Source organism: Pseudomonas sp. R5(2019) (genome assembly GCF_009905435.1).
Lineage (GTDB): Bacteria > Pseudomonadota > Gammaproteobacteria > Pseudomonadales > Pseudomonadaceae > Aquipseudomonas.
The window spans coordinates 107,901-134,023 of record NZ_JAAAMT010000011.1 but is presented as its reverse complement, the minus strand read 5'-3'; the positions used below and the strand labels follow the sequence as shown (position 1 = coordinate 134,023).

26 protein-coding genes are annotated in these 26,123 nt (G+C 49.0%); 9 read left to right on the top strand and 17 right to left on the bottom strand.

Features of this window, described 5'->3' with window-relative positions:
• Window positions 1-66: 66 nt before the first annotated feature.
• The 4 genes from GUY40_RS10220 to mobI all read right to left on the bottom strand — a co-directional run bounded on the left by GUY40_RS10220 (window position 67) and on the right by mobI (window position 2,714).
• On the bottom strand, window positions 67-606 hold the full coding sequence (locus GUY40_RS10220; RefSeq protein ID WP_166568825.1) for a hypothetical protein: 540 nt from the start codon (window positions 604-606) through the stop codon (window positions 67-69).
• A gap of 243 nt (window positions 607-849) precedes the next feature.
• Window positions 850-1,827 (bottom strand): ParB N-terminal domain-containing protein, encoded by a 978-nt coding sequence (locus GUY40_RS10215; RefSeq protein WP_166568824.1) that lies wholly within the window; start codon window positions 1,825-1,827, stop codon window positions 850-852.
• The gene (locus GUY40_RS10210; RefSeq protein WP_166568823.1) at window positions 1,817-2,062 is read right to left on the bottom strand and encodes a hypothetical protein; all 246 of its coding nucleotides are present in this window, start codon (window positions 2,060-2,062) and stop codon (window positions 1,817-1,819) included. Before GUY40_RS10210 ends, GUY40_RS10215 begins: the two co-directional genes overlap by 11 nt.
• Before the next feature lie 199 nt (window positions 2,063-2,261).
• The gene (mobI, locus tag GUY40_RS10205; RefSeq protein ID WP_256675697.1) at window positions 2,262-2,714 is read right to left on the bottom strand and encodes a conjugative transfer protein MobI(A/C); all 453 of its coding nucleotides are present in this window, start codon (window positions 2,712-2,714) and stop codon (window positions 2,262-2,264) included.
• A 694-nt stretch (window positions 2,715-3,408) separates the two neighbouring features.
• On the opposite strand from mobI, the gene GUY40_RS10200 reads away from it, so the two are divergent.
• The 5 genes from GUY40_RS10200 to GUY40_RS10180 all read left to right on the top strand — a co-directional run bounded on the left by GUY40_RS10200 (window position 3,409) and on the right by GUY40_RS10180 (window position 6,637).
• On the top strand, window positions 3,409-4,422 hold the full coding sequence (locus GUY40_RS10200; RefSeq protein WP_166568821.1) for a ParM/StbA family protein: 1,014 nt from the start codon (window positions 3,409-3,411) through the stop codon (window positions 4,420-4,422).
• The gene (locus tag GUY40_RS10195) at window positions 4,415-4,909 is read left to right on the top strand and encodes a hypothetical protein (protein WP_166568820.1); all 495 of its coding nucleotides are present in this window, start codon (window positions 4,415-4,417) and stop codon (window positions 4,907-4,909) included. The genes GUY40_RS10200 and GUY40_RS10195 overlap by 8 nt, the downstream gene beginning before the upstream one ends.
• A gap of 102 nt (window positions 4,910-5,011) precedes the next feature.
• A complete protein-coding gene (locus tag GUY40_RS10190; protein WP_256675695.1) occupies window positions 5,012-5,578 on the top strand; it encodes a lytic transglycosylase domain-containing protein in 567 nt (188 codons plus the stop codon).
• A 2-nt stretch (window positions 5,579-5,580) separates the two neighbouring features.
• A complete protein-coding gene (locus tag GUY40_RS10185; RefSeq protein WP_166568819.1) occupies window positions 5,581-6,084 on the top strand; it encodes a hypothetical protein in 504 nt (167 codons plus the stop codon).
• Window positions 6,085-6,292: 208 nt separating this feature from the next.
• Window positions 6,293-6,637, top strand: coding sequence for a FlhC family transcriptional regulator (locus tag GUY40_RS10180; protein ID WP_166568818.1), 345 nt, complete (start codon window positions 6,293-6,295; stop codon window positions 6,635-6,637).
• A gap of 549 nt (window positions 6,638-7,186) precedes the next feature.
• Here the strand turns inward: GUY40_RS10180 and GUY40_RS10175 are convergent.
• The 12 genes from GUY40_RS10175 to GUY40_RS10120 form a co-directional block, all read right to left on the bottom strand.
• Window positions 7,187-10,477 (bottom strand): conjugal transfer protein TraG N-terminal domain-containing protein, encoded by a 3,291-nt coding sequence (locus GUY40_RS10175; RefSeq protein WP_166568817.1) that lies wholly within the window; start codon window positions 10,475-10,477, stop codon window positions 7,187-7,189.
• Between the two features lie 10 nt (window positions 10,478-10,487).
• The gene (locus tag GUY40_RS10170) at window positions 10,488-11,933 is read right to left on the bottom strand and encodes a conjugal transfer protein TraH (protein WP_166568816.1); all 1,446 of its coding nucleotides are present in this window, start codon (window positions 11,931-11,933) and stop codon (window positions 10,488-10,490) included.
• Between the two features lie 62 nt (window positions 11,934-11,995).
• Window positions 11,996-13,111 (bottom strand): conjugal transfer protein TraF, encoded by a 1,116-nt coding sequence (gene traF, locus GUY40_RS10165; protein WP_166568815.1) that lies wholly within the window; start codon window positions 13,109-13,111, stop codon window positions 11,996-11,998.
• A 519-nt stretch (window positions 13,112-13,630) separates the two neighbouring features.
• Window positions 13,631-14,110, bottom strand: coding sequence for a hypothetical protein (locus tag GUY40_RS10160; protein WP_166568814.1), 480 nt, complete (start codon window positions 14,108-14,110; stop codon window positions 13,631-13,633).
• A 73-nt stretch (window positions 14,111-14,183) separates the two neighbouring features.
• On the bottom strand, window positions 14,184-16,397 hold the full coding sequence (locus GUY40_RS10155; protein ID WP_166568813.1) for a VWA domain-containing protein: 2,214 nt from the start codon (window positions 16,395-16,397) through the stop codon (window positions 14,184-14,186).
• A gap of 48 nt (window positions 16,398-16,445) precedes the next feature.
• Window positions 16,446-17,651: a DUF3150 domain-containing protein gene (locus tag GUY40_RS10150; protein WP_166568812.1), complete on the bottom strand. Its 1,206-nt coding sequence runs from the start codon at window positions 17,649-17,651 to the stop codon at window positions 16,446-16,448.
• 75 nt (window positions 17,652-17,726) lie between these two features.
• On the bottom strand, window positions 17,727-18,737 hold the full coding sequence (locus tag GUY40_RS10145) for an AAA family ATPase (protein ID WP_166568811.1): 1,011 nt from the start codon (window positions 18,735-18,737) through the stop codon (window positions 17,727-17,729).
• 99 nt (window positions 18,738-18,836) lie between these two features.
• Window positions 18,837-19,235 (bottom strand): hypothetical protein, encoded by a 399-nt coding sequence (locus tag GUY40_RS10140; protein WP_166568810.1) that lies wholly within the window; start codon window positions 19,233-19,235, stop codon window positions 18,837-18,839.
• A 187-nt stretch (window positions 19,236-19,422) separates the two neighbouring features.
• Entirely contained in the window at window positions 19,423-20,481 is a 1,059-nt protein-coding gene (locus tag GUY40_RS10135; RefSeq protein ID WP_166568809.1) for a lambda-exonuclease family protein, read from the bottom strand.
• A gap of 54 nt (window positions 20,482-20,535) precedes the next feature.
• On the bottom strand, window positions 20,536-21,975 hold the full coding sequence (locus GUY40_RS10130) for a recombinase RecT (RefSeq protein WP_166568808.1): 1,440 nt from the start codon (window positions 21,973-21,975) through the stop codon (window positions 20,536-20,538).
• Window positions 21,976-22,046: 71 nt separating this feature from the next.
• On the bottom strand, window positions 22,047-22,319 hold the full coding sequence (locus GUY40_RS10125; protein WP_166568807.1) for a hypothetical protein: 273 nt from the start codon (window positions 22,317-22,319) through the stop codon (window positions 22,047-22,049).
• A complete protein-coding gene (locus tag GUY40_RS10120) occupies window positions 22,316-22,600 on the bottom strand; it encodes a hypothetical protein (RefSeq protein WP_166568806.1) in 285 nt (94 codons plus the stop codon). Before GUY40_RS10120 ends, GUY40_RS10125 begins: the two co-directional genes overlap by 4 nt.
• A 625-nt stretch (window positions 22,601-23,225) precedes the next feature.
• Between GUY40_RS10120 and GUY40_RS10115 the strand changes: the two genes are divergently transcribed.
• The 4 genes from GUY40_RS10115 (at window position 23,226) to GUY40_RS10100 (ending at window position 24,852) form a co-directional block, all read left to right on the top strand.
• Window positions 23,226-23,975, top strand: coding sequence for a hypothetical protein (locus tag GUY40_RS10115; RefSeq protein ID WP_166568805.1), 750 nt, complete (start codon window positions 23,226-23,228; stop codon window positions 23,973-23,975).
• Window positions 23,976-24,138: 163 nt separating this feature from the next.
• Window positions 24,139-24,378, top strand: a complete 240-nt coding sequence (locus tag GUY40_RS10110) for a hypothetical protein (RefSeq protein WP_166568804.1) — start codon at window positions 24,139-24,141, stop codon at window positions 24,376-24,378.
• Between the two features lie 7 nt (window positions 24,379-24,385).
• Window positions 24,386-24,637 (top strand): hypothetical protein, encoded by a 252-nt coding sequence (locus tag GUY40_RS10105; RefSeq protein WP_166568803.1) that lies wholly within the window; start codon window positions 24,386-24,388, stop codon window positions 24,635-24,637.
• 11 nt (window positions 24,638-24,648) lie between these two features.
• On the top strand, window positions 24,649-24,852 hold the full coding sequence (locus GUY40_RS10100) for a hypothetical protein (protein WP_166568802.1): 204 nt from the start codon (window positions 24,649-24,651) through the stop codon (window positions 24,850-24,852).
• Window positions 24,853-25,064: 212 nt separating this feature from the next.
• Here the strand turns inward: GUY40_RS10100 and GUY40_RS10095 are convergent, their stop codons facing one another.
• Entirely contained in the window at window positions 25,065-26,111 is a 1,047-nt protein-coding gene (locus GUY40_RS10095) for a TraU family protein (RefSeq protein WP_371924768.1), read from the bottom strand.
• Window positions 26,112-26,123 lie beyond the last annotated feature (12 nt).

The window sequence follows — 26,123 nt, the reverse complement described above, 5'->3', positions numbered from 1 at the left end:
GCAAAAAAAACCACCCCGCCCGAAGGGAGGGGTGGTTGCTGGAGGTCCGCTTTTTGGTTGGATCCGCTACGAAAGTAGCTGTGACTCAGACACTTTTGGGAGCGGAATATCGCTCGCCAATTGTTGGATTAGTTTGTATTGCTCCTCAGTGGGCAATGGTACTGGCACTTCGTACAGCGTTGAGGCGAGCGTAGTCAGAAATTTCGAACGCTCAGCCAAGGCCAGCCGAAACGCGTTCACATAGCCGTGCTTGCGAATCCCAAATGATTTTTTCCGGTACTGGCCATCGTCGTCTCTGTACAGGCAGTTGAACGTCGCCCGTGGCAGTAGGTGACCGCCTCGGTTCGATATCTCCAGTACTACGCCTGATACCGCACTGGGCCCACCGCTAGGGTTGCTGTGGGGCAGGTAGCGAGAACGGCTTCTCCGGCTATCCAGGATGCCCTGAGCGTCGTCTGTGTCGCGCACCGCTTGGTGCCGGTAGAGGATCGCATCGGCCAGTGCCTTTGCTCTGCTCGCACTATCGTGAAACGGAAAATGCCTTTCGATCCCCTGAGAGAGGATCTTGACCAGGTAGCCGCTTGCATCTTCGGTTATGTATTGCATCGTGTATGCCTATCGTGAAGGCTCGTAGTAGAACGTGGGAGCCATTTTGTTGGCGATTTCCGGATGTGTGTTGGAGTCATTCATTCAGCGATCTCCGACAGAAATTGTAAGCACAAATTCCGACAATGCTGATCTTAAATCGTTCCGCAAAAAAAAACCCTCCAACATGTGGAGGGTTTTACCATATCTAAAGATATTTTTTGCGTCACTGTGAATTCTTCTACAAATTTCCCCGCATTTCTTTCAATCGGACTCGCGTTGCTGAATCAGATCGATTAGCTGCTCTAGCACACGCAAAGCCGACATCGCTGCACGCATGTGCTTTGACGAGAAAGTTTCTGGCAAATGTTGCCCATGCCGCACGAACCATTCTTCGGCGTCGAAACCACTTGCTACGACCTGTTCACCTACATGCATCAGAGAGTCGTAAAACACCTTGATGGGTTCTGCGAGGTGTTCAGCCACAGGGGAAGGTAGAGAACTAGCTTCACCGTCTAACGGAATTAACAACGGTCCCGTTGTGACCGAGGAGTTCGCTGCTGCCTGGTTCGCCACTTTCCCCTTGCCGGTGGATTTTCCAAGTTTGCTCTTATTCCGAACATCCTTGATGGCTTTCTTGAAATCCTCATCAGAACCGTTCAGTACCTGCTCTTGTGAGTCCATTGGAAGGTCGGATACCAACATCGCACTCTCGATGCTCATCCTCCCATCTTTAACTAAATTTATTAAATCCGGATGTCCTTGTTTTTTTACTTTGGTCCCTGCGGCAACTAATCGCTTGGATATTCCGAATTTATTAGCCGCTTCTTCCTGGGTAAGTGATGAAATATCGTCACCGTCTGCCTCAGATTCCGCGCCTTCATCCAGATTATTATCTCGCGCAACTCGCCTTCGTCCCCGTGGGAACTCAGATAACAAAGCGGCAACCGCTGCTCTCTGACTTGCTTTTAAATGCCGTCTATGCAGATTGTGATCCGCTACATACCCAACGGGATCATTGCCGTCAAAGTTCAGTGTATTAATGGGCAGATTGAGCGCTTGCAGCGCGCGGAAGCGATTCCTTCCATCGAGAATCTTTCCCTCATACAAAATGATCGGCTCGCGCTGCCCATTCTCTTGAATAGCAAGAGCAAGAACCGATAGTTCCTCATCATCCATCAATGGGAAAAGATTCGCCAAGGGATGGAAATCAAACAATGCCTCAGCGGGCTCAGTCTTCATCTTTCAGATCCCCCGTTTCCCTCAGTACATCGAGAATGACCTTTGGAATATCCAGTTCCAGTGCAAGCCGTTCATTAAAGCTTATTTTGCCCTCAAGGAACGATATGCCGGACTCCAGATAGTCATGACGCGTAATAAGCGCGGCCAGAAACTTGTCGGTACGTTCAAGCAGCGACGTAGAGCTGTTGTCTTCGCCTGCGTAACTTGGCCAGGCATTCGCGATCTCGACTTCCATGTAAACCTCACTCAATAAATAGCTACAGAAACGCGCAAATTGTTACGCGTATTGATAGGCGATTTTCTTCGTGGCGCTCTACGGCCTTTTCGCCTTTTCAAATCTCTGCGACCTGCTACCAGATCCAATCAAATCATGGCGCGTAAGCGCCCGATATACGTCCATAAAGCTATTTATTTTGTGGTTGGTGTAGCTGGTTCTAACTGTTTGCCTTGTGGTTCTTGTTGAGCATTTGCCTAGCTTGCCTATTTGCTTTAATCAGCGAGCGGAGAGCGGTCAAGCGGGGCTCGTATTCAGCGAATAGTTCCTCGAACCATGCTGGACCACTTCCTATGGCACGCCTTGAGTAATGATTATTTTTGCCCTTCGCTATCGCACTTGTCATTAAACGGGTTCCCTGTCCATCTTTCATAGGGAAGCGACGAGCCCATAAAATTTCAATACCCAAACCCGCAGTGCTAGTAGGTTCCTTCCGTCTGATCATAATGACAAACGGAACAAACTTCTTTTTAGGGTCACTACTGGAAGCTGCTGCTCGGGCCATGGCTTTCTCGTGGTACTCACTCGAAGCCGCCTGGGCCTCGGATGCGTACACCTCACAGGCGTCGTCCAAGGCGCTGAGCACTTGTTTGTTGGCTGCGTCCCGCTCCATTGCCACTACATCCTCCTTACGGTACTAGGGTATTTGCTATCCATAGTATCTATCTATTTGGAAAACGAATTCGATTTCTACACAGATTTGGCATGGAAAGCATGCACCAAATTCTCCAACAGTGCAACATTTCAAAGATATTTTGGCTATCTGTCTATATGGAAAACAATTTCGATTTCGCTACGCCACGACAGTGTGGGGTGCAAGATCTCCTTGTGGACTGATGGCCGTTAACAGCCTGCCTATCACTATATATCTATATGGAAAACGGTTTCAATTTCGCCACCTGCCTGATACCGCGTTGTCTCTATTCTATCTATATGGAAAACGGTTTCAATTTCACCAAGTAGTTAGTCGCGTCAGCGCCGCTATATCTATCTATATGGAACACAGATTCGATTTCCAAAGCAGCAAAACTACCGGTACTGGATCCTGGACAACCTCCCCGCGTAAGGGATGTTATGAACCGGCTGAAATGTTAATCCCAGCCCAAAGCAAGTATCAGCGCTTGGTATGCCGAAAGGTCGTGTGCTACTCTGGCGTTACTCGTAGGTGCCATATAAAGTAACTTTCTGAAAGTCTCAGAAGGTGCTGATATTTCGTCCGCAGTTAGGCGATATGAACACGCTACGCAAATTTTTCGGCATGTGACAAAACAGAAAATCTAACCGGTAGTTGAAACAAGGAGATTCATATGAAGGGTGAAAAAAAACAATTTATCGTTGGGTATGACGGTGGTTACAGCAATACGAAACTGACGTACGGCTGGAGTGATCATGACAAATTTACCACCGAGATTTTCGCCGCTACAGGGATTCGAGAACAAGCATCGACATTCCTGAAGCGAAAAAACCAAGATGAAGTAACCGTCCAAGTCGATGGCGAGAAGTGGGCTGTTTTCGGGCCGGGTAAAAGCCAGGAGCGTGAAATCAACAGTGGCTACTCTAAGACCCCTATTTACAAAGCGTTGTACCTCGGGGCGTTGGATAAAATTAGCAAGGTCACCAAGGAAATTGATATTTTGGTTACTGGGCTTCCAGCCAGCCAAGCACGTAATCAAGCAATTGTGAAACCACTGATCGCCATGATGCAGGGGGTACACAAAATAGACGAAGATACTGAAGTCGTTGTAAGGAAAGTCCTTGTGATCGCCCAAGGCTCAGGGGTGATAAACGACGTGTTGAACTCCATTGACGACCCTAATCGCCTGTTTCGAAGCAATATTCTAGTGGTTGACCCAGGCTACTATAGTGTTGACTACGTTGTGTACGAGAAAGGCAACCTGAATGAGCGTGCCTCTAATAGCTCTGTGGAAGCAGTCCGTTCGTTGATCAGTACAATCAACGAGTTGATGCGGGATGAGATTCATACCGAGCCCGGCTTGGACACAATTGAGGAAGCATTCCGCTCTAATGAAAAAAGTATTTATTTGTTCGGAAAAGAATATGACCTGATTCCGTACATTGAAAAAGCCAAAAAAATTGTTTATCCACGTCTGCTGAGCCAGGTGCGAAACGATTTGAGCTTTATGAGCACGGATCGAGTTGATGAAGTACTGCTTGCCGGTGGTGGTGCCAATCTTTACGAAGGCGCGGTTCGAGAGGCGTATCCTAACGCACGCATTAACGTCTCCGCTGAACCAGTAGCCAGTAATAGTCGCGGGTTTTTCTTCTATGGCTTGGGCGAAGTGGAGTCACAGAATGGATGATGAAAGCGGCGTTAGCGCTGCTCCCAGTTCTGCTGATAAGCCGCGTTCAAGAATCAGACTGCATTTAACCATTACAAGTGCTCAACCCTTGTTGTTGGAGGAAGCCGCATCGTTAGACGATGGGGTTAGAAGCACGCGCATTGCGAGTCTTGCAAATCTAGGGCTACTGGTAGAGCGTGGATTTTTCTCCGGTGAATTTTTCAGCGCGCTTCAGGCCCCGGAAGTTCAGAAAGCGTTAATGGGGTATAGAGCAACGAATGAAGCGTTAGACAGGTTCCGAGGCAATAGAAACACTGCCAGTGCTCATGTTGAAATCGAACAAAAGAGTAGCGCCGAAAAACAGTTGGCTGAACAAAATACTCCACTACGGGATCAAGCGAACGACAATGATTCTGTGCAGAGCGGTGGGGCCAGCGATGAGTTAGAGCCAGGGCGGGGTGTACGAGTCGAACAACAACGCCCCGTCAGAACAGTAAGAATGCCGTAGTAAAGTTCACCTAATACCGCGCCTGTCGCGGTATTTTTTTGCCCAAAGTTGATACTCACCCTTTCAGGAAGTATCATCGTTGATACTCGCTGGGGGAGAATTATGAGACGAATTCAAGGGCGGTTAATAGTTGCAGTCATGACGATGGCCGCCCTTAGCTCATTCGCGCAGGCCAAGGGACCGCGCTTCGACCTAGAGGGGACCGTATGGGAGCGGGAAGCCCGTCAGTGTGGTGTGAGCCCATACCTTCTTTATGCAATCGCGCTAAAGGAGTCCAAGAGGCTGACAGGGAGCGATACGGCGGCCCCAAGCGCCTTTGCACTCAATAACCCGGTTTACAAAGGACGCATCATTGGGAGCTACTCCGAGGCCCGTAGCGAGTTGAAGCGCTATCTGGCCGCGAGCCGGCTGACTGACGTTGGGATTATGCAGGTCAATGTTCGATGGAATGGTGAGCGAGTAGCGAACCCCGAACAGCTCTTGGACCTTCAAACGAATGTTCGTGTCGGCGCATCAGTGCTGTGTGACGCAATCAAACGATATCCAGGGGACATCGAGCTGGCGATTGGCAGCTACCACACGCCTAACCCGGAAAAGCAGCAAGACGCAAAGCAGTATGGCCGAGATGTTTTAAAAATCTGGAAGCGACTGATTCTACTCAAGGAATAGCCATGAGCAAAATGACTACGCAAGAACTCCTCCTCAATCAGTTGCCTCATTACTGGGAGGAAAATTCTCAAGACGCCAAAAAGTTCTTTCACTTGTCGGTTGATGACTACGACTGTCTGAAGTGCTATCGAGCGGAGTTGTTGCATAACGCAAGGACGCTCGGTCGCTTTTTCTATCTACCGAGGATTGACCTGAAGCGCATTCAAGGGATCACGGATGAAAAAGCACTCGAATGCTTTGCGCGTGCCGACACCGCGAGCTATTTCGTTTCGACTCTGATGATCGGGATCAAGACAAGCTTGTTGATGGATGAGGTTATCACTCAGTTCCAGTGGGGGCTTTCGAAGGAGGTCGCTACCTGGCTAAAGAGTGTTGAACCTTTCCAGCTCGTCTCGTACGCAGCCCTCGGGTACATCCGATTCCACCCATCTACACACTTTCGCCACTTCACCAGGAAAGATCAGTCGTCGGCCTTCCACAGGCAGATGATCGCGCTCGCGGCATAACCCGTACTATTTTGGGAGGGAACAAAAAATGGACGATATGAATACAGCGCACCCAGACCAAGCCAAAGCCATAGGCGCGTTACTCGAACAGGGATTTCACACCCTTGTGGTATCAGCGCTTTTGCACGTAGACCCCAGAATCGTGAAAAACCGGTGTCGATCGCGTACCAGCGTAAAGACTAAGGCGAAGTTTTCACGAGTACCAAGCATGCTGACGCTGGCCCGTGACGGTTTGAAATGGCGTGAAGTTGGGATACTTGTCGGTGCATATTTGAACGTTGCAGATAAACCCTTTGAGTCGATAAGCGCAGACGCTCTCATCGCGGCGACACGGATCTATCAGAGCATCCACCTATCGATCAATGGTGGATTGGCTCAGGAGCATATGCTTGACGGAAACGCCGCTTTCTCGATTGCGCGTGAATACAGAGACGGAACGTTGAAGTATGTTTCATGCCCAGTTTGTAAAATTAAGTTTGCGCATCTGCTGCGTTGTGCAAGCGCGCCGTCGCCCTACAAATGCCCAGTTTGTAACTCGAAGGTTCAAAGATAATTTTATCTATTAATTTGCTTCAGCCGTTTGTGTTTGTGTTGGTCAAACTTGAATCGTCGATAAACCATGAGATAGTTGAATCAACAAACGAGGAAATGATCCTCCTACTCAAGGCAACAATGAGGGTGTAAGATGCGAGGAATTAGCCACAGCGGAGATGCGCAGTTGCGCGATGAGGGGAATAATGTGGACAAGAATCTGACTTGCGGAAGCTGCGACCGCGATCTAGGCAGCAAAGCAGTGCCACTATACCGGCACAGCATTTTTTCCTACAACCGAGTAGGCGGAGTCAATAATTATAGCCGTCTGCCTGGCATGACGAAGCATATTATCGGCTTTCGGTGCCCATATTGCTTTCATGAGACCTACACCAAAAAACTCGGCTTGCTCGATAAGATTGATCCACAGACATTAAGCCGGAATATCACCTATACCGTGTTTACGGCGATTTTTGTGACCATCTGCCTATACTTGATACTGAATTCTGGCGGATATTAAAAAGGGAGGGTGCGAACATCCCTCCCTTTTTTATTTATACGACTCTAAGTTTTATCGTTTCGGGTTGCTTTCTAGCCACGGAATATCTTCATTAAAGCTGGAATTTGGGCTTTGTAGACCGTTTCCATTTGCAGGTCTGTTGGCCATTCCGTTAGGATTTATAGCGAATTCATCTTTGTTATACCCTTCTACCGTCATTGCTTTGTTTGCGTGGCTCAGTTCGACCAAACGTTGATCGCTATCTATACCGCTTGTTCCCCTCACGCCATCGCGCATAGACTCAATTACCCCTCTCGCATATGTGTCATTGTTTCCTGACATCTTCATAGCGTCTTGGTAGGCATTGGCGTATATCGATCTTCCTAGCTCACTAGTTTCCATAAAGTTTGACTTGGAAGCTGCGTAAACAGCGGCTTGAGCAGAACTTATCCCATCAAACGTCATTGCATGGTTGTAGTGGTTGAGAAAGTCTTTGCTCTGAGGGTCTTGGCCGGGATCAGAAATCAATTGTGCTATAGCTTGCTGAGCCATTTCCGAGACATGGGCTTGGTTTTTTGAGAAGCTATCACTGTTCTGGCGTCCGGCAGCGTAGTCCATTATGCGATTTGCGGCCATTTGATTATATTTGCTATCCACACCCTCTCTAGCTTCCTTGACATGAGTATTGGCCGTAGCTTCGCCACTGTGTTGAGCGTCACTAACCCTGCCCTTGCCACTTTCATATAGCGATTCAGGGCTTCTATTAACATTAGAAGCACCTGCTTGAATTTGAGACCTAACGCCAGCCTCGACATTTTCGGCTTTATTGTGGAGCTGCTCAAGCGACTGTTTCGAGGGACCAGTGAGGTGTTGATTTTTGTTGGGATCAATATCAAAGCCGCCAGCCTCAAGCGGTGATATTGGAGAGGTTAGAAGTGCTCCGAGTTCACCAGCCTTGCTTAAACCAGTAATGGCTGCCGCGCCAAATGCCGTACTCTGGTTCAAGGATGGATCTTTTTCCATCATTCGTTCGGCTGTTCGTCCTACGTATTCTTTTAGGTGCTCACCGTTATTCATCTGCTTACCTTCAAGCATTTGTTGCAGGGTTGCCATACGGCCATTGCGCTCCTCTTGTGAAGTATTGCTGTCCATGCCCAGTGCAATGTTTGCAGCTTGCAAAACAGGCATTTGATAACCGGTTCCCTCTGTTTGCGAAAGCTGTGATAGAACGCGAAACTCTTCGGTCGCCGTATTGCTTTCCGACAGAGCTCGTTTGACACCTTCTGCCGTAGTGGCACCCGCTGTATAAGACCGTGTTTGATTTAATGTCTCTAACAACGCTGCTGCTTTTTGCTCAGCGGTCGCATTTTGAACGGTTGTCCCTTCGGTAGAGCCTTGCCCAGTAACATAGGCTCGCGTGGAGGACATGTCGTTGGACGTATCATTACCACTGGAGTTGCTGCTATCGATGCTTGCCCTTCCACCTACGCCGGAACCAGCAACCTCCAGGCCTACTCCAGCATTTGCGCCAAGTGTTTGGCTCTGCCGATTAGAGGTGTTGGATTTTTCCGCAAACCCGGTAGTGGCACCAGTGTTTATGCCACTACTGCTGGTTTCCCCACCGCCGACAGCTCTGGTCAGGTTGTTGTTGTATGCCTGTTGGAACTGCGCTCCCATACCGGCACTGCTAGCCGCTTGGAAGGCTTTTTGATAGGTAGAGTTAACCTCGGAAGAGAGATTGTCTTGCGCCGCTCTGGCACGCGCTGAGGAGCTGCTGACAGACGCACCCAGTACCTGACTCGAATTGAGTGTTCCTGTTGCGGTATCTGTTCCACTTGCCCTGACGCCTGAGGAAACGTCCGATTGGTAAGCTGAACTCTGTGCAATTACCGGTGCTGGGTTTACCAGGTCTGGCGCAAGGGTCTTGGGGTCCACGCCCTGAGAGTTTGTCATCTGCGATGCCATGCTGGAGAAGGCTACCGACGATCCCCATACAATGAAGCCAGCCAGGGCTGGAGTCGCGGCAATAAGGTTCCCCGCTAACCCGGCATCCATAGAAATGGTCCGCAGCGCTTCAGAAAGCGTATCGAAAGTTAGACCTTGAGTATTGATTACAGCAAGACTCTCCGCAGTACGCGTGATCACGTACATATTGATGATGGCCAATATCGGGAACCAAAGTTGAACCCATACTAAGACTAAGAAGTATTTGCCCAGCATTTTTAGGCCCATGAGCCCAAGGCCCAAGACAAACACCATGAAAGGAGTAATGCCGAAGATCATCCCTTGAATAAAGGTCATCAACGGTTGTGCCCACGTCAAAAATGCAGAACCCTTACCTGCAAGTGCCACGTTCTGCTGATCTAAGGCATTAGCTCTTTGTATAGCGCTAGCGTCTTGAAAAATACTGTTCTCTTTGCGCACCACTGCCCGGTCAAGAAATGGACCAAGTATCATCATTTGTTGGAGGGTTGAACTACTTTGACTCAACCAGCCTAAATAGTTGATTGCGCTATCCACCCGCGCTTTTGCGTTAGCGCCGCCTGAGGCACAGGTTGTAGCTGCGGACTCTGAAGCCGATTGAGATTCAGGACTGCGGCAGGCAACAAGGTTCCACGCTCTCCCTTCATTGGCTGCAAGTAGATTCTTAATCTTTGCCCATGCATTATCGCAAGTTAAAAGGCTTGCTCTGGTTGGATTGAACGATGTGCTATTTGTACCCGCGCCATCATAAATTTTGGTGTACACGGCTGCGTTGGAGACTGCCAGGGCCTCAACTCCACTGCTTGAAGAGTAAATCTTATCCAATGTCTGTGAGCCGTCGAGCACACTGCGCATCGTGCAGTCGTTGAGGTAATTTTTTATTGATTCTGCGATATTTACGTTAAGGTTACCTCCAGCCATGACCGCTAGTGTCATAGGAGATGAGAACGTGTCTTTCGCATTGGCGATGGTAACGAGTGGATCGATCATCCCGTATCGGGTCATTCCAGGGGTGGAGAATGCCAGTTCCATACCTTGGGTGATACTGTGACCGGCAACGCTAATAATGGACCCGATTACAGCCACTCCATAGGGAACGTTATCTACGACTGCTACCTGTCCGGTGTACGTGTCTTCGAGTTGTACCCGAGTGGTGGCAGAAAACATTGCCATGTAGATGGCAATAGCAATGGCGGGCATCTGAAATTTAATCGTTTGGCCACCGTCTAAAATACACTGCACTGCGATCAGGATTATCCCGATGCCAAGCGCTACTTTAAACATTCCGTCAAAATTGCCGCTGTTGGAGTACATCGCAATTGCATTGAATACCGACTCCAGGTACTTCGTAGCTCCAAATGAATATATTGTCCATTCCATAGTAGGCACCTTACCTTAACGTCTGGCTATTGCTGTTAGGCTGGCGTCCCACGTCAGCACCGGAGGTTTTCATCATTACGTAAAACGATTGATGAACTTGAGTTGCACCACCATATTGATATGAAGCAACGGTATAGTTTGTATCCAACCGATCTTTTGCATCAGAAAGCTTGCGCGAGAATCGTTCTGAGTAGTCGGCGGTTATTCCGTCCGCCGCAGATGAGTAGGAGGTTGCAGCAAAATTAATTATGGAATTCATGTAGTGATAGACGGCGTGTAAGGCCAAGAAGTTTGAATTCTCTACAACAAATTGAGCAGCTAAATCAGGATTGACTTGAATTAGATCGAAGATGTGTGGAGCAAATCCGCCGTTCTGCAACGTGGCGACTAAAGCCCGGTCCTGCGCTGAAAGGGCTGAGCGATTGACGGTGTGCTCAATGATCCCGCCACTTCCGTTAAAGCGTTTTACAATGTTGGAAGCCAGGCCAGATATTGCATAGTCTTCCGTACCTGGTATTGACGTGCAGTCTGCGTTACCGCATTTGTAAATTTTAGTTGTCCCGCCCCTGGTCAACAAATCTATCCAGTTCTCGTTAACGATAGGCGAGATGTCTTGAACACGCCGATTTCTGCCCTCCCCATCTGGGGCATTAGAGAGATCCTGAGAAACAATCAACGTGCCAATCGCCGACATGGCGAACCTTTTGCTCGAATCGTCATTTCCGAACATCGCCGTAGTGAAGTTGTTGTTGTTCATGATGCACCACAGGTAGTTCCCGTAGTCGTTGCACACAGATGCTTGACCCGAATCCGCCTTGGACTCGACGGCACTCTTGCTACCATGCGTGATTGAAGTCCAATAGCCGCTCAAATAGTCGCTTGCTGATCCGGAGTTTGTTACATGTTTTGCTGCGTCAGTTAGGGCGCTATTACCAATTGCGCTCGCTGTACTTACCAGCAAACCCTTTGATAGTTGGCAAGAGGACACGTTGAGTTGGTTTAGGCTTTGAACCACACGCTGAAGTTCGGAAATTTTGCCGTCAAGGGCGTTGTCAATCGCCTGCAAAGCTATTTGAAAGGCAAGACCTGCTGCGTTAGCGGCAATATTTCTGAGGAGCTGAATGAACTGGTCCGCGTTAATGAAAGTGAACGATCCGCCGAAAAGATCGATACCGCCACACCCGCCTTGGCCAGATGGCATCTGAACGTCAACCAACTGGATGTTGGTTAAACGGTTTCTCAAGACAAACGAACCACCAGTTACACCACCTCTGGTGGCAGATTCATACCCACCAGGAGCTGTCGTGTTCGACATAGAGTCGAACATTTGAGTGAGTTGATTGTTGATGTCCGCGCTCGCGGTCATCGAGGTCAGCGTTAACGATAATAGAGCAGCCTTCGCGGTGCGTCTGGCTGTTGTATCTCGCTTAATCGCCCGAATGATTTTGCTTTTCATGGGCTATTCCAATGTTAATTTTTAAGAGGATGTTGAATCAGCTTTAGGTAACGCGACCGCGACTATCTTGCTGTAGGCGACTGGCTGTTCTCAGGAATCAATAAGTAGTCGAGGGTTTCGGTTATTAACGAACTCTCCCCTACCCCTAAGGCTCGCTCGCCAAAATTGTCATTTGAAAATGCAGCTGCGCTTGGTTTGCTTTTTCTGTCTGCATTCTCGGCTTGTTGCCGTACGTACTCCGTAAACTTTTTTGAGTCGTCAAATAGCTCTGGCGGCATTTGATCCATTCCATCCACTAGCAGGTAACCAGTGTCGTTGTATGGAAGTGTTTGCCTGTAGTCTTCCTCCGAAATAATCCCAGCGGTTTTGGAGGCGAGGATGATCCGGCTGCGAAGTGCGTCCGCTGCTATTGGCGCAAAGCTAACAATCTTTGCCGTTTTCGGCGGAATGGCCAATGCTAGGGCCGGAGCGTCGGTGATCCCTAACAGCTTTGCTTGGCCGTTATCCCTGCGGTAAGCACCAAAGGAGTTTCCTTCAAGAAACGATCCATCCAGTGAAACCGGGATGATCGTGAAATCGGTGGAATATTTGAACGATTTGAGCACCTGCAACTGTTTTAGGCACAAATCGCAGTTTGCTTTGTAGAAAAAGAACAAACCTACTTTTTGGGAAAGTGTTTGAAGCAATTCTGCCTGTGCAAGTCCTGCCGACTTTGTTTGAGCGTTGGCAGCAAATGATGAAGTGCTACGTCTGATCGATTCATCAATCAGAGGGTCAGACATGGTGATGACACGCGAGACATCGGCGAATCTCTGGGATTTATCCAGGGCTATACGCTGCAAATAGTAGTATCGCTGCATATTCTCGGGACTTGGATCATCAATCGCCTTTTCTCGGGCCTGTGGGATCTTTTCTCGAAGCCACGCAACACTGCCCACCGCTGGGCCTACAGGTTTAGCGGCCTCGGTTGTAGGCTTACTTTCTTGCGCTGTAGGCACTGCCGGAGGATCTGGGATTGGTTCCTCTTCCTCGATAGGAGTCGGAGGGTCTTTGTACCAAAACCAGCCATCCCCCTTGCCTTTGTAGAAAGTGTCGCCAGCGATAGGACCGGGCTCGCTTGCACCCGCGAGGAATGGCCAGGCCGCGAAGATCAGACATGCTCCATGCATTTTCTTCATCAAACGTGCTCCAGCAACGGAGCAATGAGATGGGTATGAAAAGCCCGGTTAGAGCGCTCCCATACACGTGCCGACTTGACTCCGCGAACCCAGGGGAGGTGCTGGTGTTTTTCGGCTCCAATACGTTTTTGGACAGTGTTGCTGGACAGGTACAGAACATCCGCGACTTGCTCCAGGGACATGTATACCCCGTAGTTTTCCGTCAGTTCCCGTACGGCATCTACGTGTGGCTCCGATGTATCGGCAATAGCAAGATTATGAGGAGTGAGCGCCATGGCATTGGTTCCCAAGGTATTTGTCTGCAATTATTCATAGAACTGCCGGGAGGGTTTCGCCGTAGGTGACAAGAAAGTGCTCAGAATCTGATTTTTTTGGCAAAAATGACAAAACGCGGGCAAAAAAAAAGGCAGCGATATGATCGCTGCCTTTTTTGCAGTAGAGCGTGTAGCTCCCTGTTTGTCGGACCATGCAACACGCGTAAGACGCGTTGCATGGCCCTGTACTTCATAGTTATTAAGTTTAGATATAAGGTTGACGAACAGGTTCTTGAACCAACCCAACCGAATAGTCACCTGTTAGTAGCGCCTTACGACACGCTTCATACATGGCAACATCCAGTCCTTTTATTTCATTGTCATCTATGGCTTTACGAAAGTTTCGGACAGTTAATGCCCTGAACCAGTCCGGGTCGGTAATACCTACCAGATGGCAGCAAACCGTAAAGCTGAATGGGTGCTTCTGATTTTCTTGGGAAAAGAACCAGCAGAATGAATCGTCCTTTAGTTCTTTTTTCACATTTACAGCGCAAATGTCGCGCAAAGCAGTAATTATCAGAAACTCTGCCAAAGAGTGGTTATTGCTAACCGTATCAATGTCAGTGTGCTTCGTGAGGAAAGATATTTCATCCATCTCAAGAATTTCAAAAAACGAATATTGAAAGTCGTTTTGAAAACCTTTGCTTTGCTTGATGCTTTTTACTGCTTGGCTTAGTTGTTTCATTTTTCATTCTCCTTGACCACAAGGAAAATACACCCCATAGGGGATGCACTCCCCTATGGGTTATTTTTAGTATTTAGATTTGAGTTTTCAGGATCTGGAACAATGCTCGGGACAGATTACTCACGGTTTGGACGTCAATACCTCTATCGCCGTAACACCGCTTTAAAAACGCTGGATCAACAGAACCAAAACCTAGACAAAAAACATCTATTCCTGATTCCCTGATCTTGTTGGTCATAGCTACCGTTTGATCAGCACAGTTTGGCTGCCCATCCGTTATCACCATCAAGATTTTTCGAGCGTTCACGTCTGCCCCTCGCAACAGTTCGATGGCTGCTGGCCATAGAGCTTCTGCCAAAGGAGTACTGCCATTTACGGAAAGACCGAAACTGCCATTTTTCACAATGCCTTTGAAACGCTCATTGTGCCCCTTCAACTTTATGGCTTTCGCATCCTTAGACGGGAACGCCATTGCTCCAGTGGTAACACCAGGCAAACCATCAAGTCCGTCCAAAACTCCCATAAGGGCGGTCTCGGCGGCATCAATGGAACTTTCCATCGAAATACTCACATCCATCAGTAGCTGAATAGCGCAATTCACGTCGTCCTTCTCAGTCCGGTGAATGAACACTTCACGTTGACCGGCAGGCACACGAGCTAGCTTGTGCCTGTCCAGACTCCTACCGTTGTCACGGTGATACACCTGGGTAGCTCGCCTTCCCTGCAAAACAGCACGAAACGACTGTCTTACAGAAGCGGCATTTAGCCTTCCCGCGTTGTATCGCTGCATGGCTCTATATGGGCAACCAAGTGAAGCTTTGGTGACCTCCATAGGAACCGGAAAATCAACCGGTTGAGCTGCTGCAAGATCTTGCAGCATCTCTCCCAACAGATCTCCGAGTTCAGGCAGGTAGTATTCAGCATTGTTTTGCGCTTCAGGATCAGTATCGGCCTGAGCATCTGTATCAGCTTGGGCGTCTGCATTCGCTTGCGCGTCTGCGTCGGCCTGAGCATCTGTATCAGCCTGGGCATCAGCATTCTCTTGCGCGTCAGCATCAGCCTGGGCGTCTGCATCGGCCTGAGCGTCAGCATCGGCTTGCGCGTCTGCATCGGCCTGAGCGTCAGCATCGGGTTGGGCGTCTGCATCGGCTTGCGCGTCTGCATCAGCCTGAGCGTCAGCATCGGGTTGGGCGTCTGCATCGGCTTGCGCGTCTGCATCGGCCTGAGCGTCAGCATCGGGTTGGGCGTCTGCGTCGGCCTGCGCGTCTGCATCAGCCTGAGCGTCAGCATCGGGTTGGGCGTCTGCGTCGGCCTGCGCGTCTGCATCAGCCTGAGCGTCAGCATCGGGTTGGGCGTCTGCATCGGCCTGCGCGTCAGCATCGGGTTGGGCGTCTGCATCGGCCTGCGCGTCTGCGTCGGCTTGCGCGTCTGCATCGGCTTGCGCGTCTGCATCGGCTTGCGCGTCTGCATCGGCTTGCGCGTCTGCGTCGGCCTGAGCGTCAGCATCGGGTTGGGCGTCTGCATCGGGTTGGGCGTCTGCGTCGGCCTGCGCGTCTGCATCGGCTTGCGCGTCTGCATCAGCCTGAGCGTCAGCATCGGGTTGGGCGTCTGCATCGGCCTGAGCATCTGCATCAGCCTGAGCGTCGGCATCGGGTTGGGCATTAGTGCTGCTCTGGGAGTCAGCGTCCGCTGAATCCCGATAAAGGCTCACGAGTTCCTGAGCCAGCCCAAGATTTTCTTTAGACGACCCTGACTTGTAGGTCTTCATCAGAATTTCCAAGACTGCTTGTGATAACCCTGCACCAAAGATGTCATCGAATTTCTTAGCTAGTTCATCGACCTTTATATTTTGTTGCAGTACGCGGGCACGACCAAATAGCAATACGAAGTTATGAAACGAGTCTTGTCTCTTTTGCGTCACGAGATCATCGAGATTTCTTGAGCCGAAAAACTTCTCAATAAAAACATCAATGTGTCTGCGCGCTCCAGGGAACTCAACCAACATTTTTCGCTCAATCCACAGATCTTCAACAATACCAGCGATGGTATTGGTGAATTTGTCGTTGGAAAAAGCATCACCGCTGAAATCAGAAAAGCGGCAATGTGCTGCTTCATGAGCCACAAAGCCCAAAGTCAAACTCGCTCCCAGTGGCGTTGGTTCCACCATGGGAATGAAGATCTGACGACCATTTGTGTACGGGTGCTGCGCGCCGAAAACAACTTGAACACCAGTTGAATCCGACAGTACACGAGCAATAAACGGTATGCTTTTTTGAATTGCATTCATCTTATTCATTCTCCTTGAAGCCCGTTCCGAAGAACGGGCTTTTATTTATTACCAGTCGAAAGACAGAGATTCGGTAGCTTGAACCGGCGATACAACTTCCGGAACAGCAACCTCCTCAACTTCCTCAGGCTCTATTATGTTTTCGATTTCTACTTCTAACGCTTCTTTAAAATCCACTGCAACAACTTGCTCACCAACGATATCCAAAGGTGGCTCTGCATCGAATACAACGTCTGAAGGGTCGCAAAACACCTCATGGGTAGTAAAAGATTCAGTAGTGCTTGCTACCTCGTTTTCGATCTGAACATCGGCATCTGTAACAGCAATGCTTGATTCAGCCGGGATAAACTCATCACGCGCTACAGCCGCGATGTCGTGGAGGAACTCAAACGGATCATCATTACCAGCATGATTCTGTTTAGCAGCGTTCATAAACGTTTTGATGCCATATTCACTAGAAAGTGAAACAACCAGCGAAGACAGCGCCTGAAAGTCGTTGTCTTTGATGATCCCTTCCGTTGGCATCGCTTTCACGACGCTTGAAACATAGTTCGAAACGACTTTGACAAACGGGCTCAAGAAAGTAAGTCCGTCAATCTTCTCTGCGATTTTCCTTAGAGTGTTAACCGTGCCTTGTGTTGCCGTGCCACGAGTTAACAATCCTCTTTGGATAATGTTTCTCGCTTCAGTGGAGACCTCCTTGATCAACTCAGAGGTTAGCCCTTTAACCTCATCCCCTAAACCCTCACTAAGTTCTTCATCTGGGTGCGGTACGATTTTCATCGCAGTGAACCCAAAATCAAACTTGCATGCGACTTCAGCTTTCGGAGTTAAAGACCTAAGAATCATTTCTCGCCACTCGGGTTTTTTCCAATCAGCATTAGCCCAATCGGACGTGTACTGATCGTAATTTCTGAGAAACTTGTTTTTGTAATCCATGAAGTTCTTTTTGATGTCCCTAAGCTTGATCAGTAACTCACCAAGCTTTTCCTCTGGAACCGCGTAACCGCCGAGAAAACGAACGCCAACACGAGAACATTCAGAATGAGCTTCGCGTTTGCATCTCTCGAAAGTTTTAAGTTGCTCAGGATCCAGGACATGTTTACTCCCCAGTGAGACGAGCTGTTCCGGTGGGAACTCGACACCAGGGAAGTCAGCCGGGGAGATCTTCTTGCGAGCGGTCCACAAGTGGATGCCATGCAGGGAGACAAGTGTTACCCGACCAAGTACTTCAACTTCATTATGTTCAATCATTTCATTCTCCTTTATACCGCAAAGGGGAATGCGCCCATGAAGGGGCATTCCCCTTCTGGGTATTTTATTTTTTAATTAGTTGCCAAACTTCAGCTTGACGATTTCTTTAACCGCCATTGCTTCAGCAGAGCTGAGTTTATTTGTGAAGCTCATTGCCAGTGCGTCCACAATCGGATCGTTACTTTTGATTTGCTTACACATGATTACTTTTTTAGCCCACCGGACGAGAGTTCGCGTGGACATGGTGAAGGTAAACTGCCCTTCGCCACTACTGCTACTGTCGAGGTTTCCGATGTACTGTTTGCGAATTGCTGTAGCAACATCCAGCATTTTGATAAGCACGTCCGTTGGGAATGTTTCTCTCCCTTGGTCGTCTTGCGGGAAGTGGCCTTGCAGAAGACTCAATTCATCCGAAAGGTCCATGTAAGGAACAATCAGGGTCATGAACCTGTCAATGTTAGCCGGATTTTGACGTTGAGTGCCGGTCATAAGACCAGTTTCATCGTCCAAACCAGCGGTATTACCTGTCGTGATTATGCGGAAGAACGGATGCGCTTTAAGAACTTCACCGTTGTTCTGATCTAGGACCAGGGGCTTATGTTCAAAAACACCGTTCAGACCTGCTGACGTAGTTACATCGAGGTAGTCGTACTCATCAAGGATAAGTATAAAACCATTACGCCAGGCGGTTGTCAGTGGACCGTCAACCCATTGAGTTGTCTGGTCACCTGTAACCGGGTCACAAGTCAGTTGGGTGTACCCAATCAATTCCGCAACAGTCATACGACTATTGCAAGAAACGGTTAGGCATGGCCAGTTCAAACGTGCAGCTATTTGTTCTGGCAAGCTCGTTTTACCGGAGCCTGCTGGACCTGTTAAATACAGGCCCTCTTTCTTGCAGTCATCGCTTCTCAACCAATACAGAACCGGATTAAAAAGGTCTTTGCGAAAAACGTACAACTCCTTGTCAGGAACCGCATATTGAAACTTATGAGGTCCAAAACTTGGAATCTGTGCAGCACCTTGAAAACCAAATTCAGCAATGGAAGCTTTGTCGTTGAAGCTGTTCAGGGTATTAGTAGTCATCTTTTCATTCTCCTTGGTCCGCGTCACAAGAAGAATGTTACCCATAGGGGTAATATTCCCCAGTGGGCAGATTATTTAGTTTTAGTTAATGCTTAAGTTTTATTGGGCAACAAACACTGTGTTTGCGAAACACGAATGTTTGTGGACTCGTGTGAATCGTACTTCACCGCTAGGCAAATTCTGCGGCGCGATTTCTCGTGTGCAGAATGGATAGACGGTATTGATCCCGATTGAGTCGAGGTATTCAACCAACGGTACTGCAATCCACAACGCGGTATGCAAGAGGATCGTATTGACTCCAAATGCAAAGCACTCATTTTTAGCCAACTCAACGAGTGCCTTTACCCGAGTTTCGGTATCAGCATCATCAGGTTTAGAAGTGCCATAGTATGAAGTCAGAGTGCGGAACCGCTTTTGCTCTCTCACGCCCATCTCAATCACACCAGCTTCGATCTGATCAGGGGTTGGGCGATGGCAAGAGAAATTCAAGACTTTCATTTTAATACTCCATAATATCTTTTTAATTTATTTGTGTTGCGGTTTTCAAATTATTTTTAAGGTTTTAGTCGCTTTAATTAGACTGGTGCGAGGCCAGTATCAAATATGTAGCGCTGCTACATATTGGAATTTCCAAAGAGGGGAAGCGCGAAACTGAATAAAAAGGCCCAGCAGAGCTGGGCGGGATTTACCAGTCGAACGTTAGATCGTTTGAGGTTACAACTACCGATGGTGGAGGTAGCCCAGCAAACGATATGCCCGCAACAACCTGTGGTTTTTGCTCTGGCTTTAATACGGAAGAGTCGTCGATGTCTTTGTCAGACGCCGACACCCGTAAAGAAGCTGAGGTTTGCGAACGAAATTCCTCAAACTTGTGATGTTCCGATTCAGGAATCAGCGTTTTTGCTACTGCTTCCCAGTTTATCGAGCCATCCCTTTGAGACCTGCAAAGCCTGAGTCCTGCCCCTTCCACCGCGTAATGGTTGCCGATGTCTGGGACAAGCTGCGCCTTTCGTTCGTCCAGTTGGTTGTTTATGTTTTTTAATTCATTGCTGATCTTGGAGCGCATATCCAATAACGTCTGAATATGCTTACCTGCATCCCGCCATTTTTCATAGTGCTCCCAACTTCTGTTAATAAAGAAGGTGTCACGAGAAAAATCGAACTCCGGAGGAATACCTTTTTTTACTTTTTCGAAGAATTCTAAATTAGCCTTCAAAAGTTTCCTGATGGCTTCTTCAGAACGCTTTATTTCAAAGCAAATCGGCGTATGCACTGGATGCCAGAACAACAGGTATCCTCGATCTGCTCCTGACACATACATCTGATGGTGAACTTGCCAAAAGTACAGCTTGTAGTGACTGCTCTCTTCGCGCTCGTTCAATACCTCCAGGTGGTTGGTGTCAGAAAGGTTCTTTATTTCAAGCGGATGCTCTCTATAAAAGGCATCAAAGCTCGCCCGCATAATCGGATTGAGCGTTGATTCTCCGCAGCATGGACCGGTAACGCTTCCATATTGCTGTGCAAACCACTCCGTTGCTAAAGGTTCACGTAGATGCCCCTTACGAACCTGATCGATCATCGATAGATCGGCAGGTTCACAAAGCCCTACCAATTCGCGCCACAACTCCAGGGCACTCTTATGAGGAGACACGCCTAGAATTACAGCAGTATTGGAAGCCGTTGCACCCTTGTTTCGCCATCTGTGCCAGCCTGGTGAACCTTGAGGGATTTCGACTTTAATCATCTGATTCATTCTCCTTTTGCTACCCCACGAGAACGTGGGGTAGCAATTTTATTTTTATGCCAACTCGTACAGCGATGCGCTTAATGCCGTCTTGATGTCACCATCAGGCATATGGTCCAAATACTCGATTGCATCAGCATCGTTGCCGCGCTGAGCTTCTTCAATCAAGTCTGTTACATGCTTACGTACCCCTTCCTGAATCTTCGGCAAGAAGTTGTCTTTGAACGCTCCATCTGGCAGCGTCCCGACAAACTCCAATGCTTCTTGGTAGACACCAGGTACATTAGCGCGCTGGATCAACCCGCTGGCATATTCATGCCGAGCTTTGTTCACCAGTCCTGTAACGTGTGCCAACGACTCACCGCTATAAGTCTCGTTGATATGCTGATAAGCAGCATTGAAGTTTTTGCTTGCCGCAGCTCTCTTTGCAAGGTTCTCCAGACGTTTTACTAGTACCGGGGTTAATTCCGATGCTGTTTTGTCAGGAGTCGATTGTGCAGATTGCTGTGGCGATGGGTTAGATTGCTGAGCAGTTGGGGTTGCCTTCTGCTTAGAACCTTTAGGTTGTTGGCTGTTGCTGGTTACTGCCGGTGTCTCAGTTGCTGTCTGGGTCGGTTCATGTTGAGTCGGTTCGCTTTGAACCATCAAACCTTGACGGTTAGAGGTTGTCTGCTCACCAGCTATTGTTGCTGCAACGTCACCAACCAGTGGTTCATACCCTTCGTTTTGATCAAGCAGGTGAACCAGGCGGTCCACTTTATTTGAACGAATTGGAAGGATGTTGTTGCCACTTCGAACAATTGACTTTCTCACCATGGCCCACGGGAACGTGGACCATGGCGACTCATTACGCTTGTCTTTGTTCTTCCAGGAGTTAGAGACATCACGTACAGCTGCGATCTCATCCTTAGGAACGAAATGGACCAGCGTGGAGCCGTCAGGTAAGCGGTAATCAACATACGCTCCTCTGAAGACTCCTCGCTCGCCTACAGTTCCGCGATCCTCACTGTTCATGATCAGAGAACCCTTCGAACAGAAAGGGTCGTATTCATGAGTAGGAGAGGCACGGAGACCATTCGACCTAAAGCTATCGTTCGCAAAAACCAAGTCAACGACAGCATCAGCGATAATATCGCTGTCTACTGCCGCACGAATCATGCCTCGGTATGAGATGTCATAAACGACGCTCCCCTTTTGCGGAATGATCCATGCGAGCTTTTGGGTCGGATCCATCGTCAGCCCTGTTGCAGCGACTGACAGGAACGCATTTTTCAACGCTTCCGGATTGTTACCGCAGATCTTGCACAAGCCGGGGCTTTGAATCAGCTTATGTGCGAAGAACACTTTTTCGCTATTAAACTGCAAAGTGCTGCCTTCGGTTTTAACAGTTTCTTCAAACTGTTCGCGGATATCTTCCAACAAATCCAAGATTTGTTTTGCGGTAAAATTATTACCGGACGATTGATAGCGGTCATTACCATATTGTCTAGCCATTTCATTCTCCTTGGTATTATGCAATTACCTAGAAAGTAGCGAAGGCCACTTTCCAGGGATTGCTTATCTGTTTAGGTTTTTTCTATGTCAAAGATGTAGAGAGACTTTCTGTCATTGCTATCGCAATACAGGGCCCCGCTCACCGTTATTTTGTCGCACTCTTTTAGCGTATCAATCATTTCAACGCCGAGAGCCCCAAAAGCGAGGCAATCACATTCGTCAATATCAACGAATGCTGCTTTGAAATAAGCGAACAGCCCAGTGTTACCGTCTTCTAAACGAAGAGGCGTCACAACAACACCCTCAGCTTGCACTGGTGACGTTTGCATGTTGCGAGCCATCATTTGACTGACTTAGCAAAGCGAGTGTAGGCAGGAGAATCGTACGCATCGTAGTTGATAGCAGGTGCGAACTTAACACGCGAAGCACTCACATCCCGAGTTGCCATTGCTGGTTTCACAGGTTTTTTGTTGTGAATAAATTCAGCGTAAAAAGAAGCGAACACACTAACTACAGATTTGCGCCGTAGTTTTCCGTTTTTGAATTGCTTGTCACGTGAGTCGCAAACATTCCAGTAGGTGAAAAAGTTGCAGACCAGGACCATCAATTGTTGGATCAAGTTCATTGTCATTCTCCTTGCGCCCGCAAAGAGAATGACCCCATAAGGAGGCATTCCCCTTTTGGGCGTTATGTATTTTTATGAGGTTTAGTAGGTTTAGCCAAATGGCAGGTTTGTGAAGATTATTTGAATAGCCCTTCATAGCTATTTGTTGGCATAGGCCAACGCAAAAAATCGCTCTACGTATGTAGAGGCGATTTAGTGTTTGGTAAAGAGGAATTCTGTGGACAGACGAATACCGCTCTCCTCCTTGCGAGAAGCCTACTGTAGTAGGGTAGCGGTATTGCCGTGGCTTTCAGCGCCAGGGTCTTTCATGGATTTGCCTGTCAGGCGGTGCTTGCAGACCTTCTATGGTCATACACGCAGGGGACATCATTTTTCGGAAATATAGGTCTTGAGGCTATGTCTGTCAAGCAACAGCTCCGCTGTCAATTCTCCCCCAAATTTTATTTCACATTTTGACCGTTTTCTGCATTGTTTCTGCAATTTATCGGCGCGAGCTACTGCATCATTCATGCTGCACTGACTCAAATTGCACGATCAGTAGGGTCGTTAGTTTGGGGCGTATGAGACGCACCAAGGGTTGGCCTTCAGCGCTCGTACACTGACAATGTTGCCTAAGGAGACCACCATGGCAAACGCAAAAAAAGAAGCACCAAGGTTCAAGGAGTGGAAGCGGTCGAATCCAGGGGTGAAGCGCGTAGAACAGTTCATGTCGAACTCAGCCAAGTACGCTGTCACCCACCACTACGACTCCGTATCAAAATCTCTTTTTGCCCTTGATATCGTTTGCCGGAGTCGCGCCAAGTCCGACAAAACGAGTAGCTTTGACTTCGACGAGGTTATTGGCGCCGTCGAGAAAGAACTTGCTGACCTGGCAAATGAAATCTGCGCGAAAAACGAGCAGATCAATGCGCTGCTGACCAACCATGAGATCAATGATTTGGTGGAGTACGAGAACCCGTGGAGCCGCGAGTTCATCATCAAGACACCGCAGTCCTTCACTGCGTTAAAGATGTTCACCGATTTCGACAAGCTCAACACCTATCTCGATACCGCGTACCTTTACGGCCTCACCGGCAAAGTCACGGTCGATGAGATCAGCTACAAGATCGCAAACCAGTTTAAAGAGCTTGCCCGGTCGCTCTATGTTCGCTCCACCAATGCCTTGCGTCAGCTGCGCGAGTCCCGCGAGGCAAACGTTGCTGCGGGGGACACCGACCCGTCGAACCATGAAGTATTGGCTGAGCTGGCAGCTTTTGAGTCGGCAGACCAAGACGGCTCTGCAGGGGGCGAGCAAGACGCTCAGGTCGCTCCAGTTGACGTTGCTAAAACAGCGGGTGCAATCGACAAGGCTGAAGGCCTCCAGCACGCAAGCTGAATTTCCCGCGCACAGCAAAGGCGACAAGGGGTTACCCGAAGTCGCCTTTTTTACATCCGAGTTGTCTGCTTCGAGGCTAGCTGCGATGCGACAACACAGAGACGCTCGGTACTCACAGGAAGGACGCCCATTTTAGCGTCCGACAGTTTAGAGGGATCGACCAATGCTCATTGCTTCCAAGAACGGCGACATATCCGCTGCGAAACTGATCAGTGAAACCCAACACCATTGGGTTCTTGAAGTGGAAAAACGTGAGGTTCGTGTCAGCAAAACTGACGTTCGCCAACGCGCATTCAGCGACATGTCAGACGCCTTGGCATGGGCGAATGCTGAACCAGAACTGATCGCGCATTTTGTTTCCCTGGACGCGGCTAAAGCCCCCCTCGACAACCAGATACCGTAGGGAAAGTATGAAAACCAAGCTCTTAATTTTGGGGATTTCTGTGTTGGTTATCTCGACTGGTATTCCGGTCACAAGGGCAATCATCAAGGAGTTCGAACCAGCATCCGTCGCTGAAATTCAATCTGCAATCAGCGACTCTGACTGCGCTGAAAAAATGCTTCGAGATGCGAACCGCGATGCGATTGAAATTCGGCGGAAGGACTTGAAATTTGTGCGTGAGCGTTGCGTTTCAGTTGCTCAACAAACCAAGGCGTTCTGAAGGAGCAGGGCATGAGACAAGGTTCAGGAAAGTCATTCTTCAGCCACAGCGCAGTTATCCGCGCCGTGTCTGAGGTTTCGGTAGCCATGGAAACCGTATCTAGTTTCTGGAAGAAATTTCACATCGATAACCAGAAGCGCAAGCGCAACCCCTTCACTCCAGCCATGCGGAGCAAGGGCGAGAAGGCGCGTAACCGTCACAAGCGAATTAAGTAGGAAAATCTGCATCAACAGCCCGCCAGTCAGAGCGGGCTTTTTTGTGTGAGCAAACTCTAAAACAAACATAATTTCAAATACTGGCCAACGTCGGTGAAAACCTGGCAACGAAAAATTATGGCCACCTTAGGCCCGGTCTTTCAGGACGAAAAAAACCCCGCTTTCACGGGGTCTTTCCAGCTGAAACTTTACAATCAGGTCTCAGGTGTTTGTCAAAAACGCCTGCAACAATCGATAAAGTTCCATATGAGGTAGGTGCTGTCGCTGCCTTGGCCGATGGGATACCGGGTCGTGCCTCCCTGCCATTTGTAGGGATGATCTCCGATCATGTGCCCGCGCTTGGTCTCTGGCGTGGGATAGAACATCGTCATCTTGTATTGCTGTTTCGGAATGGTGGGGTATATCGATCCCCTACAGAGGTTGTCGTCTCCTACGGTCGCGTAGGCCAACCCTCTTCTGTGTTGTTGTGCAAGGATCTTGGATGCCAGCAAGGAGGTAGTTCTTGCAGGGTCCATAGCCTGTCTGAACCCGGCCAGCGGGTACATGCTTCCCCAACTCCCTGCGCACCACCAAAGGCTTTCCGTTGGCATGTTTCCGGCGAATTGGCTGACTGCATCGACCGAACAGGCGGTTTCAGCCAGGATGTTGGCCACCGCGGCTGACTCAGGCGCTTGGAAGAAAGCCAGCTCCTCGTTGTTCCAGGTTGGGTCAATCTCGGTAAACGAAATGATGTCGAAGTCCACGTAGCCGGATACGTCGCAGTCAGCAGGCAAAAACAGATCGAGGATCTCCAGCAATGGGAGCGCGTACAAATGTGCCTCATAGAAGCTGGTCGCTTTCGTTTCTGTGCCGCTTGCACCGCTCATGTGATCGATCTGTGAGCCGTACATATAGTTGCTACCCAGATTCAGCTTCGCCCCGCCCAACGAGCTGAGGCAGCCGGGTGTGCGCGTAAGCTCGATAATTCGTTGTGGCTGCCAAAGCGAGTTCACGATGCCAGGGTGGTAGACACCCAGCCCATCGGAACACGAGCAAAAAACCTGCTTGGATGCGTTGTTAGGTGACTTGCCGCCGCCGAGGGGGATACCGGCCACCCTGATCGGAAAGAGGCATGACCAACAAATATCCGTGAACAGCTTCGAGGAAATAATGTCGTTTGATTTGCACTGAGGATCTACGTTCACGGACCCTGCGGGGGCGTCGGCAGTCGCGCTTACCGGCGTAACCAACGTGCCTAATGCGAGTGCTCCGACGAGCATGAGTTTTGAGCG